At 61.9% G+C, this 12,119-nt stretch carries 12 protein-coding genes; 7 read left to right on the top strand and 5 right to left on the bottom strand.

Translation table 11 applies throughout. The features are described 5' to 3' along the window. Positions 1-85: 85 nt before the first annotated feature. A complete protein-coding gene (locus HPQ62_RS19110; protein ID WP_174804196.1) occupies positions 86-1,216 on the bottom strand; it encodes an NADH:flavin oxidoreductase in 1,131 nt (376 codons plus the stop codon). Positions 1,217-1,332: 116 nt separating this feature from the next. On the opposite strand from HPQ62_RS19110, the gene HPQ62_RS19115 reads away from it, so the two are divergent. Continuing rightward, the gene (locus tag HPQ62_RS19115) at positions 1,333-1,701 is read left to right on the top strand and encodes a winged helix-turn-helix transcriptional regulator (protein ID WP_174804197.1); all 369 of its coding nucleotides are present in this window, start codon (positions 1,333-1,335) and stop codon (positions 1,699-1,701) included. An 86-nt stretch (positions 1,702-1,787) separates the two neighbouring features. On the opposite strand, the gene HPQ62_RS19120 is transcribed toward HPQ62_RS19115, so the two are convergent. After that, a complete protein-coding gene (locus HPQ62_RS19120; protein WP_174804198.1) occupies positions 1,788-2,483 on the bottom strand; it encodes a DUF1013 domain-containing protein in 696 nt (231 codons plus the stop codon). A gap of 205 nt (positions 2,484-2,688) precedes the next feature. Between HPQ62_RS19120 and acs the strand changes: the two genes are divergently transcribed. The 4 genes from acs (at position 2,689) to HPQ62_RS19140 (ending at position 7,096) form a co-directional block, all read left to right on the top strand. Beyond that, positions 2,689-4,647, top strand: coding sequence for an acetate--CoA ligase (gene acs, locus HPQ62_RS19125; RefSeq protein WP_174804199.1), 1,959 nt, complete (start codon positions 2,689-2,691; stop codon positions 4,645-4,647). A 269-nt stretch (positions 4,648-4,916) separates the two neighbouring features. Next, positions 4,917-5,342, top strand: a complete 426-nt coding sequence (locus HPQ62_RS19130; protein WP_174804200.1) for a cupin domain-containing protein — start codon at positions 4,917-4,919, stop codon at positions 5,340-5,342. 111 nt (positions 5,343-5,453) lie between these two features. Beyond that, positions 5,454-6,296 (top strand): fumarylacetoacetate hydrolase family protein, encoded by an 843-nt coding sequence (locus HPQ62_RS19135; RefSeq protein ID WP_174804201.1) that lies wholly within the window; start codon positions 5,454-5,456, stop codon positions 6,294-6,296. Continuing rightward, positions 6,293-7,096 (top strand): SDR family NAD(P)-dependent oxidoreductase, encoded by an 804-nt coding sequence (locus tag HPQ62_RS19140; RefSeq protein WP_174804202.1) that lies wholly within the window; start codon positions 6,293-6,295, stop codon positions 7,094-7,096. The genes HPQ62_RS19135 and HPQ62_RS19140 overlap by 4 nt, the downstream gene beginning before the upstream one ends. Before the next feature lie 82 nt (positions 7,097-7,178). On the opposite strand, the gene HPQ62_RS19145 is transcribed toward HPQ62_RS19140, so the two are convergent. Next, entirely contained in the window at positions 7,179-7,619 is a 441-nt protein-coding gene (locus HPQ62_RS19145; protein ID WP_174804203.1) for a glyoxalase superfamily protein, read from the bottom strand. A 236-nt stretch (positions 7,620-7,855) separates the two neighbouring features. Between HPQ62_RS19145 and arfB the strand changes: the two genes are divergently transcribed. Next, the gene (gene arfB, locus HPQ62_RS19150; RefSeq protein ID WP_174804204.1) at positions 7,856-8,293 is read left to right on the top strand and encodes an alternative ribosome rescue aminoacyl-tRNA hydrolase ArfB; all 438 of its coding nucleotides are present in this window, start codon (positions 7,856-7,858) and stop codon (positions 8,291-8,293) included. Between the two features lie 16 nt (positions 8,294-8,309). Beyond that, positions 8,310-8,927: an alpha-ketoglutarate-dependent dioxygenase AlkB family protein gene (locus HPQ62_RS19155; protein WP_174804281.1), complete on the top strand. Its 618-nt coding sequence runs from the start codon at positions 8,310-8,312 to the stop codon at positions 8,925-8,927. A 10-nt stretch (positions 8,928-8,937) separates the two neighbouring features. On the opposite strand, the gene tsaE is transcribed toward HPQ62_RS19155, so the two are convergent. Next, the gene (tsaE, locus tag HPQ62_RS19160; protein ID WP_174804205.1) at positions 8,938-9,393 is read right to left on the bottom strand and encodes a tRNA (adenosine(37)-N6)-threonylcarbamoyltransferase complex ATPase subunit type 1 TsaE; all 456 of its coding nucleotides are present in this window, start codon (positions 9,391-9,393) and stop codon (positions 8,938-8,940) included. Next, positions 9,390-11,885, bottom strand: coding sequence for a PAS domain-containing sensor histidine kinase (locus HPQ62_RS19165; RefSeq protein ID WP_174804206.1), 2,496 nt, complete (start codon positions 11,883-11,885; stop codon positions 9,390-9,392). The genes tsaE and HPQ62_RS19165 overlap by 4 nt, the downstream gene beginning before the upstream one ends. Positions 11,886-12,119: the final 234 nt, after the last annotated feature.

The raw sequence follows: 12,119 nt of genomic DNA on the forward strand, positions 1-12,119 counted from the left end.
CATTCCAGCGCGTTTTCGATGCTGCCACGCCGGTGGAGAGACGGCCAGGGAAGGCGGCCGGGCCGGCCGCCTTCATCATGCATGCTCAGGCCAGTGTGCCCAGTGTTTCACGTGAAAATGTGGTGAGTTCGTCGGTCTTTCCGGCCTCGATCTTCCTGACCCACTGCGGATCGGCGATCAGGGCGCGGCCGACGGCGATGAGATCGAACTCGTCCTTTTCCATGCGCTCGGTCAGGTTGGCGAGGTCTGGCGCCTTGGCATCAGCCTCCGCACCGCCGAACCAGCTCAGGAAATCGCCGCCATTGAGGCCTACGGAGCCGACCGAGATTGTCGGAACGCCGGTGATTTTTTTCGCCCAGCCGGCGAAGTTCAGACCCTTTTCTCCATCGATCTCGGGGAATTCCGGTTCCCAGAAGCGGCGCTGCGAGCAGTGCAGGATATCGACGCCGGCGCCGACCAGCGGTTCGATCCATTCAGCCATCTCGTCCGGCGTGGTGGCGATGCGGACGCTGTAATCCTGCTGCTTCCACTGGCTGAGACGCATCAGCACCGGCATGTCGGGGGAGACTGCGGCGCGCACGGCTTTCACCACCTCGACGCCGAAACGGACGCGGTCGGAAATCGAGGGTCCGCCCCACTTGTCATCGCGCAGGTTGAGCCCCTGCCAGAAGAACTGGTCGATCAGATAGCCATGGGCGCCGTGGATCTCGACCACGTCGAAACCAAGCCGCTCGGCATCGGCTGCTGCCTTTGCGAAGGCGGCGATGGTGTCGGCGATGTCCTCGTCGCTCATGGCGCGGCCGCGCTTTTCGCCGGGCGAAACGAAGCCGGACGGGCTTTCGGTCTCATCCGGGTTCGGCGGATAATCGGCGGCGGCAATGGTGTTCGCCACATGCCAGATCTGCGGGCCCATCCGGCCGCCTGCGGCATGGACAGTGTCGATGACATTCTTCCAGCCGGCGAGCGCCTTCTCGCCGTGAAAATCCGGGATTGCCGCCAGGTTCTTGGAGGTCGGGCGGTCGATGACCGTGCCCTCGGAGAGAATCAGGCCGACATCGCTTTCCGCGCGGCGGCGGTAGTAATCGGCGACGTTCTGGCCCGGAACGCCTTCAGGCGAGTAGCCGCGCGTCATCGGGGCCATCACGATGCGGTTTTTCAGCGTGAGGTTCTTGAAGGTGAACGGACGAAACAGCGCCGTGTTTGCAACGTTTGACATTGTTGTTTCCTTGTGCGGAGACCAGGGCAGGTTAAGTTGGCGGTATAGGTATAAATTGTGGACTTAGTGTCAATAAGGCACTATATTTTTCCTAGGTATAGAAAAGGAAACCGCTTATGGCCGAAACGGCGACATTGACCCTTCAGGGCGCTTGCTCGAGCCGGGAGATCCTGAATGATATTTCCGGCAAGTGGTCGGTGATGGCGCTGACCACGCTTGCCTATGGTCCGTGCCGTTTCAACGCGCTGAAACGTGCGCTGGAAGGCATCAGCCAGAAGGCGCTGACCGACACGCTCCGCCGCCTCGAGCGCAATGGCCTGGTGGAACGCCATGTCCTGGCAACCTCGCCGGTGGGCGTCCAGTATGAGCTGACGGAACTCGGGGTGTCGCTGAAATCGCTCTATTGCGCCCTGCATCAGTGGACGGCGGAAAACCGCACCATCATCCACGCGGCGCGCGAACGTTTCGATGAGCGGGTGGCCTGAGCACAAGGTCTGGCTCCAATGAGCTTTGCCCAAACAAAAAGGGGGCGTGAGCCCCCTTCAGACATTCTCAAACGGATGAACCGCGCTTAACGATCGTCTTCGTCATCATCGTCCTTCACCGAATTGCCGAGCGAGGCAAAGCGGGAGAACACTTCGTCGGCCGACATTTCGCGGTCCGAGTGGCCGGAACCGAGGTTTTCGGTTTCGTTTGCCGAAGCGAGCGTCGCATTGTCCAGCTCCTCGGCGGAGGGAAGCGGGCGGTCCTTGGCGGACTTGCTGACTTCCAGATCGAGGTCGATCTGGCTGCAAAGGCCAAGCGTGACAGGGTCCATCGGCGTCAGATTGGCGGCGTTCCAGTGGGTCCGTTCGCGGATCTGCTCGATGGTCGACTTGGTGGTGCCGACAAGGCGCGAGATCTGCGCATCCTTGAGTTCGGGATGGTTGCGCACCAGCCACAGGATCGCGTTCGGGCGGTCCTGACGCTTGGAAACGGGTGTATAACGCGGGCCCTTGCGCTTGGATTCCGGCACACGCACCTTCGGCTCGGAAAGCTTCAGCTTGTGGTTCGGATTCTTCTCCGCCCGTTCGATCTCGTCGCGGGAAAGCTGGCCGGTGGAAATCGGGTCGAGACCCTTGATGCCCTGCGCGGATTCACCGTCCGCAATGGCCTTCACTTCCAGCGGGTGGAGCGCGCACAGTTCAGCGATCTGGTCGAAAGACAGAGCCGTGTTGTCAACGAGCCATACGGCAGTCGCCTTGGGCATAAGCAGCTTTTGCGCCATTGGATATAGTCCTTCTATCGTCCGCGCCGGTGTCGCGGTCCGTGGGTGTTTGCCACTATTTCCGGGAAATCATGGCCGGTGATATAAAGGGAAATTGCTTTAATTGCAATTGATCAGACGAGAATTGACCAATGTCTTATTGAAGAAGCCTTCGCACGTAGTATGAAGGAATTCATGGAGGAAAGACGGTTCTAAGGAGGAATGCATGTCTGCCAAAACCTATCCGGTCCCGAAGTCGGCCAGCACACGCGCCAAGATCGACGCGGCGAAGTATGAAAAATGGTACCAGGAGAGCGTTGAGGAGCCGGAAATCTTCTGGGATCGTCACGGACGCCGCATCGACTGGTTCAAGCCCTATACCAAGGTAAAGAACACCTCGTTCAAGGGCCGCGTATCGATCAAGTGGTTCGAGGACGGCCAGACCAACGTTTCCTACAATTGCATCGACCGCCATCTGAAGACCCGCGGCGAGGAAACCGCGATCATCTGGGAAGGCGACAATCCCTATATCGACAAGAAGATCACCTATAACCAGCTCTACGATCAGGTCTGCCGCATGGCGAACGTGCTGAAGAAGCACGGCGTCAAGAAAGGCGATAGGGTGACGATCTACATGCCGATGGTGCCGGAAGCGGCCTATGCGATGCTGGCCTGCGCGCGCATCGGCGCGATCCATTCGATCGTCTTTGCCGGGTTTTCGCCCGAGGCGCTCGCCGGCCGTATCGTCGATTGCGAGTCGACCTTCGTGATCACCTGCGATCAGGGCGTGCGCGGCGGCAAGCCGATCCAGCTCAAGGAAAATGTCGATCTCGCCATCGATATTGCCGCCAAGCAGTATGTTCTGGTGAACCATGTTCTGGTGGTGCGCCGCACCGGCGGCAAGGTCGGCTGGGCACGCGGGCGCGACCTCTGGCATCACGAGGAAATCAAGACGGTGAAGGGCGATTGCCCGCCGGCCAAGATGAAGGCGGAGGATCCGCTGTTCATCCTCTACACCTCAGGGTCGACCGGCAAGCCCAAGGGCGTGCTGCACACCACGGGCGGCTATCTCGTCTGGGCCTCGATGACCCATGAATATGTGTTCGACTATAAGGATGGCGATATCTACTGGTGCGCGGCCGATGTCGGCTGGGTTACAGGCCACTCCTATATCGTCTACGGCCCGCTCGCCAATGGCGCGACCACGCTGATGTTCGAGGGCGTGCCGACCTTCCCGGATGCCGGACGGTTCTGGGAAGTGGTCGACAAGCACCAGGTCAACATTCTCTATACCGCGCCCACCGCGATCCGCGCGCTGATGGGGGCGGGCGATGATCTGGTGAAGAAGTCCTCGCGCCAGAGCCTGCGTCTGCTCGGCTCGGTCGGCGAGCCGATCAATCCGGAAGCCTGGGAATGGTACTATCGCGTCGTCGGCGACGAGCGCTGCCCGATCGTTGATACCTGGTGGCAGACCGAAACCGGCGGCATGATGATCACGCCGCTTCCGGGCGCGACCGATCTGAAGCCCGGTTCGGCCACCAAGCCCTTCTTCGGCGTGAAGCCGCAGCTTGTCGACAATGAAGGCAATGTGCTGGAAGGCCCGGCCGACGGCAATCTTTGCATCACCGACAGCTGGCCGGGTCAGGCGCGATCCGTATACGGCGACCACAACCGCTTCATCCAGACCTATTTCTCCACCTATAAGGGGAAGTATTTCACCGGCGATGGCTGCCGGCGGGATGAGGACGGCTATTATTGGATCACGGGCCGCGTCGATGACGTGTTGAACGTCTCCGGCCACCGCCTCGGCACGGCGGAAATCGAAAGCGCGCTGGTCTCGCACCATTATGTGTCCGAGGCCGCCGTCGTCGGTTATCCGCACCCGGTCAAGGGGCAGGGGATCTATTGCTACGTCTCGCTGATGAGCGATCATGAAGGCGATGAGGCGCTGCGCCAGGAGCTGATCAAATGGGTTCGCTCCGAAATCGGGCCGATCGCGACGCCCGACAAGATCCAGTTCGCCCCCGGCCTGCCGAAGACTCGCTCCGGCAAGATCATGCGCCGTATCCTGCGCAAGATCGCCGAGGATGATTTCGGCTCGCTCGGCGACACGTCCACGCTTGCCGATCCGCAGGTCGTCGACGATCTGATCGAGAACCGTCAGAACAAGGCCAAGGCCGCCTGATCGCTTTTGTGCCGGTCGTCATTCCAGACGGCCGGCACGGGCCCTCCGTTGATGTTCGCGCTCTGCCCCGGCTTTCCCGGCTTGGGGGATGTTTGCGCGTGGGTGACGGCATCAATAATTTAGATTTAAAATAAATTCGCTGTGTTCTTGTAATTTCTCCCGCCGAAAGTTATCGTTTTCATACAGTGTCCTTCGCACTTGCGTAAAAGTCGCGCAGTTCTCGCGAGGGGCGCCGCCCGATCAAGAAACTTTAGGTTTGGAGGAAAATCATGAGCGCTTCCGTCGTTCCGGTCGTCACCCGCAGCAGCGAGCTCGGCGAACAGACCCTGCAGTCGGGCGAATGCGTCCGCAAATCCGGCGTCAGCCCGCAGCACACGCCGGCCACCAAGATCTGGTTCGGCCGCGTCAGCAACGAGCCGGGCCATCGCTCCCCGCCGCATCATCATGACGAAGCAGAAACCGGCGGTTACGTTCTGTCCGGTCACGGCCGCATCTATTTCGGCGAGGACTACAAGGACTATATCGACATGTATGCCGGCGATTTCGTGTTCGTGCCGCCGTTCATGCCCCATGTCGAAGTCAACATGAGCACCACAGAAGAGCTGGTCTGGCTCACCTGCCGCACACCGGACAATCTGGTCACCAACCTGCCGGATGTTCCCGACGAGCAGCTGGAAGGCTATCGTCGCGCGTGATCGCTTCATGATCGGGGCTTCGGCCCCGATCGTTGAGTTGATGCAAGGGTCGGCGCGGCGATATTGCCTGTAAGGTGCCCGTTTCGACCCATCCTACCGCTGGAGCAGCTTATGAAACTGGTACGTTACGGTGAAAAGGGCGCCGAAAAGCCCGGAATTCTTGACGGTGCAGGCGCCATTCGCGATCTGTCCGGCGTCATCGGCGATCTCGGTCCCGATGCGCTTTCAAAGGAATCGCTTGCGAAGATCGCCGGGCTCGACGTCGAAACCCTGCCGCGCGTGGATGGCAGCCCGCGTTACGGCGCGCCGGTCGCCAATATCGGCAAATTCATCTGCGTCGGCCTCAATTACGCCGACCATGCCGCCGAAACCGGCAAGGAGCCGCCGCCCGAACCCGTGCTGTTCGCCAAGGCGACCACCGCCGTTTGCGGGCCCAATGACGACGTCGAAATCCCGCGCGGTTCGGAAAAGACCGACTGGGAGGTCGAACTCGGCATCGTCATCGGCACCCGTGCAAAATATGTCGAGGAAGCTGACGCGCTTTCCCATATCGCGGGCTATGTCCTCGTCAACGATGTCTCCGAACGCGCGTTCCAGTCGGAGCGGGCCGGCCAGTGGATCAAGGGCAAGAGCCATGACACGTTCGGCCCCACAGGTCCGTGGCTGGTGACGCCGGATGAGTTTGAAGACATCCAGAACATCGATCTCTGGCTCGATGTCGATGGCGAGCGCCGCCAGCGCGGCAATACCCGCACGATGATCTTCGGGGTCGCCCATCTCGTCAGCTACATCTCTCAGTTCATGACGCTGGAGCCTGGCGATATCATCTCCACCGGCACGCCGCCCGGCGTCGGGCTCGGCATGAAGCCGCCGACCTACCTCAAGGAAGGTCAGATCGTCACGCTCGGTGCGGAAGGTCTGGGCGAGCAGCGCCAGAAGATGGTGCAGGCATGAGCCTTTCGAAAGCAAAAGCGGCCCTCAACGATCTTTCCGGCAAGACCGCGATCGTCACCGGCGCCGGCCGCGGGCAGGGGGCAGTCGAAGCCGCTCTCCTCGCCGAAGCCGGCGCGAAGGTGATGCTCTGCGATGTGCTCGTGGAGGAAGGCGAAGCAAAGGCCGAAGCGCTGAATGCGGCTGGCCATGAGGCCCGCTTCATGAAGCTCGACGTGACCGCCGAGGCCGATTGGCAGGCAGTGGTCGAGGCGGTCAAGGCATGGACCGGCAGCCTCGATATCCTCGTCAACAATGCCGGCATCATCAACCGCAAGACCATCACCGACATGTCGGTTGCCGAATGGCGGAAGGTTCTGGACGTCAACGCCACCGGCGCCTTTGCCGGCCTGAAGGCGGCGGTGCCGCTGATGATCGAAACCGGCGGCGGCTCGATCATCAACATCTCGTCCAACAGCGGTTTTTCCGGCCACTACGACCCGGCATATACCGCCAGCAAATGGGCGCTGCGCGGGCTGACCCGCACGGCGGCGATGGAATATGCGGAAAAGGGCATTCGCGTGAACGCGATCTGCCCCGGCCTGATCGTCACCGATCTCAACCGCAATTCCCCGCATCTGAAGCCGATGATCGAGATGACGCCGATGCAGCGATCGGGCGAAGCGGAAGAGGTGGCGCAGCTCGTGCTGTTCCTCGCCTCCGAAGGTTCGGCCTTCATCACCGGCGAGGACTTCGTCATCGATGGCGGCTTCACCGGGGGCGCTGCCTATCGCCGCGTCGCCCGGGAAACCGGCATCTACTAGAGCATTCCCGGTGAAGCGGAAACCGCTTCACCGGATACACCAGCCACAAGGCAGAGCGAGAAAACGGCGACGGGTCTCCCCGTTACCATGACAGCTCCACATGCGGCCGCCCGTCCGACGTCTTCGCCGGAGAGCGGCCGTTTTCATCGATGATGCAGTTGATCCGATGACGGAAGGCGGAGAAGCTTTCGAAGGTCACGACATCGACCGGCGCATCGAATTTCAGCGTCAGCCGGAAATGTCCCGGCCTGTTCTGGAGCGCCTCGACCGACAGCACCTCGGCCGAAAACGGCTGGCCCAGATAGCTGCCGCTGACCCTTGCGCCCAGCATCCACGGATTGAGCGGCGGGCGGTTGCCGATCCGGGCATGAAGCGTATTCCAGTCACGGAAGCCATATAGCGCGGCGATCAGTTCGAGCGCGCGGGAATGGGTGATGCTCTCGCCTTCCTGGGAAAGGCGGGTGCGCAGGCGTTTTGCCTGTTCCTTGAGTGTCTCAAGGGCGGGGAGGGGCGTATGGGGCATTGCGAAGTTTTCCCTTCGCATTCGCTTGTCTGGTGTTCCGGGGCCCGCATTGCCAGAAACGCGAATGCGCAAAGTCTGAAAAACTTCGTTCATCGGTTTGAAGGGAGCTTCACCTTGGCAATGTGCCTGCGGGCGGCCGGCGTCCCTCGCCGTTGCCCATTCCTAGTCCTCGCCCTGCCGCAGGTCAAGGATACAGGGCTTGATGGGGCGGGGCCTGACATGAGATAACCACCCTCATGGCATCAAGCGACCTCTTCATCAATGACCGGATCACGATCTTCGGCTGGGAGCTCACCGAGCAGTTCGTGCTCGCGGGCGGACCCGGCGGGCAGAATGTCAACAAGGTCGCGACTGCGGTTCAGCTGTTCTTTCCGCTCACCGCATCGCCCTCGCTTCCGGAGAACGTCAAGCGCAATGCCGTGCGCCTTGCCGGCCGCAAGGTATCCAAGGACGGCGTGCTGATGATCGAGGCGAACCGGTTTCGCAGCCAGGAGCGCAACCGCGAGGATGCCCGCGAACGGCTGAAGGAGTTGATCCTCGCCGCCGCCGCCCCGCCGCCGCCACGACGGCGCAAGACCCGGCCTACAAAGGGCTCGATCGAACGGCGGCTGAAGGAAAAATCAGGCCGCGCCACCATCAAGAAAATGCGCGGCAAACCCGCATCGGACGATTAGCGCGATGACCCGGACCATGGCCGATCTGCCTGACGGTTTCCGCTTTCTGCCGGATTTTCTCGATCGCGCCGCCCAGGAAGCGCTCGTTGAGGACATCCGCGCGGTGGTCGCAGCCGCACCGCTTTACGTGCCCGCCATGCCGCGGACCGGCAAGGAAATGTCGGTGCGGATGACCAATTGCGGCACGCTCGGCTGGGTCACGGACAAGGAACGCGGCTACCGCTATCAGGAAACCCATCCCAAGACCGGAAAGCACTGGCCCGAAATGCCCGCACGCCTGCGCGCGCTCTGGGAGGTGCTTGCAGACTATCCGCTGCCGCCCGAGGCCTGCCTCGTCAATTTCTACGACGATACCGCGAAAATGGGCATGCATCAGGATAGTGACGAGGCCGACATGAAGGCACCGGTTCTCTCGATATCCCTCGGTGACACCTGCCTGTTCCGCGTCGGCGGCACGGAGCGCGGCGGCAAGGCGGCCTCGCTGAAACTCAAGAGCGGCGATATCGTCCTGCTTGCCGGCAAGAGCAGGCTTGCCTTTCACGGCGTCACCCGCACCTATCCCGGCACATCAACGCTGTTGAAGAATGGCGGGCGTATCAATCTGACGCTGAGGCGGGTCACTGCGGCGCCATGATGCGCCAGCCTTAGAAGCTTGGCGGAAGGACCTTCGCCAGCTCTGCAGACCGCCCGCCGGAAAGCGCCACCCTGCGGCCATCGCCCTCTTCCTCGAAGGCAATGCTGATCGCATCGTCGGGCAGAAGATCCCCGCCGCGACCGGGCCACTCGATCAGGCTGATACCGTCGGCAAGCGCCTCGTCAATGCCGAGCTCGATCAGTTCGTCTGCGTCGGAAAGCCGGTAGAGGTCGAAATGCCAGAGTGGCGGATCGCCGTCATAGACCTGCACCAGCGTGAATGTGGGGCTTGGCACGTCCAGAGCGGGGTCCCCAAGCCGCGCCCTGATGAGGGCGCGGGCAAAGGTCGATTTCCCCATGCCGAGATCGCCGTCGAGCAGCAGGCAGTCGCCCGCTTGAAGATGCGGCGCAAGGCTTTCGGCAAAGGCGATCGTCGCCCTCTCGTCGGCGAGAAAGACCGTGTTCATTCGGCCGCGATGATGTCGGCCGATTGTTCGACCGCATCGGGTATCCGGCAGGATACGGTGGTGCCGGCGCCTGCCTCGGAATCGATGAAGATCTTGCCGTGATGCAGGCCGACGAAGCTTTCCACGATCGCAAGGCCTAGGCCCGCGCCAGCATACTGCGCCTGCCGTCCGCCCGATTCAAATCGCGAAAACACATTCTCCAGCGCATCCTCGCTGATGCCGGGCCCGTTGTCGGTAACGGTGAACACGAAATCGCTGTTCTCGCGCCAGCATGACAGCGCGATGATCGAGCTGCGGGGCGCGTAGCGGATTGCGTTGCCGAGGATCTTCAGCAGCACCTGCTTCAGCCGCTGGAAATCGGCGGTGATGAAGCCGAGCTTCGGCGGCGCGGTGATTTCCAGCGTCACACCGGTTTCCTGCAATCGGCTCGAAATATCGTCGGCAACGGAATCGATCAGATCGTCGAGCGACATCCGGTCGCATTCGAGCTGCAGGATGCCGGCATCGGCCGATTTCAGATCGATCATGTCGTTGACGATCGTCATCAGCACGGAGGACGAATTGGCGATGTGATCGACATAATTGCTCTGGCGCGCCGTCAGCGGACCGATTTCGGCCGATTTCAGCAGTTCGGCAAAGCCCATGATCGAGGTCAGCGGCGTGCGCAACTCGTGGCTGACATGTTCCAAGAAGGCGTTCTTCAGTTCCTCGGCCTTGCGCAGCGCGTCGTTCTTTTCCGTCAGCGCCCGCTCGACATTGACCGAATCCGTCTTGTTGACGAAGGTCAGCATGGTCTGGGCGTTCGGCAGCGGGGTGACCGCATAGTCGAGCACGACGCCGGAGGACAGTTCCAGACGGCCCTGGCGCGACACGCGCTCGTCGTCGAAGGATGTGATCATCCGGGCAAACAGACGCCAGCCCTTGGCGGCGCCCTCGTCCTTTTCTGCGATCTGCATCAGCGCGCGGATATGGGTTCCGGGCTCGGCTTCCTTCTCGCCGATCCGCCACAAGCCCATGAAGGCCGGGTTGGAGAGCTTCAGCCGGCCATCGGGCCCGAACACGGCAACGCCTTCGGAAAGGTGGTCGATGGTTTCGCCCTGAACCTTGACCAGCGTGTTGTAGCGGGTCTTCAGCGCCACCTGCTCGGTATGGTTTTCAAAAACCCAGGTGGTGCCGCCGCGCGGGTGGGCGGACGCGAATACGCTCAGCGTCTCGCCGCTCGGCAGATACCAGAGGTCGTTATAGGGCGCGACCGAATGATAGACGGAGAGCGCCTTGTCCTTCCATTCGCGCCACAGATGCGGCTCCGGCAGCTTGCCGTCGGCACGCAGCCGCTCGAACAGCTCGCCATTGTCGGGATGGCCTTCGAGGAAGATCATGTCGAGCTTCCAGAGCTTTTCGAAAGCCTGGTTGTAGAATTTCAGCCGCCGGTCGGCATCGAAGATCGCAACCGCGGTGTTGAGATGGTTGAGTGTGTCGGCATGGCTTTCAAGCGTCTGCTCCAGCGCCGTCTCGGCTGCCTGCAGCGCGGATACGTCAAAGGCAAGTCCTGCCGAGCCTTCGCCGGTCGCCACTTCCGTCAGATCGTAGAAAATGCGTTCGCCTGCCGTCACCACCGGCTGGCGGCCGGTAAAGGTTTGACCGGCCCCGATCTTGCCATCGAGCTTTTCCTGGGTCGCCGCAGAAAGGAGCATTCGGTTTTCGGCAAGCGTTGCCGCCGCGTCGGGGGCTTCCACCGCCTTCACATAGGCGCGGTTCACCCAGATCAGCCTTCCTTCGCCATCGCGCTGCCAGGCCGGCGTCTCAAGCCCGTCCATGAGCGTTTCGAAACGCGACAGCATGGCCTTGGTGCGTTTGTGCTCGAGCTTGAGCTCGGCAAGCTCGGCGCGCAGCGATTCCAGCGCCCCGAAGCGCACATGGGCGCGTCCGCCGGTGGTGCCGCCGATCACTTCCAGAACATAGCCACTGCTTGTCTCGGCCAGCATCTCGAAGGCCTTGGCGCGGGTGCGCAGGGCGGCAACGGCTGCATCCAGCTGCTTGGTGCTGCCGGGGGAAAGCCAGTCGGAAAAGGCGAGGAAGGCGTGGTCGTCTTCCGGCGCGCCGGCTTCTTCCGGCAGCGCGCCGAGAAATTCAGGGGCGGCATCGGGGCCTTCCCAGAAGACGATGCGGCGGTTCTTTTCGGCGTTCAGGGCCTTCAGATTGGAAATGCGTTCGCGCTCGGCCTCGAGCTCTGCTGCGAGCTGGATGTTTTCCGCCTCGGTGCGGCCGCGCAGGCGCATGAACCAGAGCGTGGAAAGCACGGTCGCGGCCAGCACGCCGCCAAAGGTGGCAAGCGCCATGACCTCGCGCGAGGACAGCGTCGGCGGTGCGGCTTCGGCGGCGAACGCCCCCCCGACGATCACCGAAAGCGCGGTTCCGGCCAGCAAAAGCCGTGCGCAATGCCGCCCGAAATGGCGATAGCGCTTGTTCGTGTGAGTGCCGCCGCGGCCCATCAATCCATCCGTTTTTTCGGCGGGCCACGCTCGATTTGCCGCTGAGCGCGGGGGCCGCCGGTGTTGAAGCGCCGTTGAAGGACGCTTCGGGCAAGTCATGTCGATGAAGATCCGGCCGATTGCCGAATCGCGCCCTTTCAAAACATAGACGCTTGGCGAATCCCCGAAAAGAGTCCGGCGGAAATAAAGCGAGCGCCTCCGTTTTAGCCGGAGCCTTGCCAGATTATCGGATCA

It is taken from the genome of Martelella limonii (genome assembly GCF_013344475.1).
GTDB lineage: Bacteria > Pseudomonadota > Alphaproteobacteria > Rhizobiales > Rhizobiaceae > Martelella > Martelella limonii.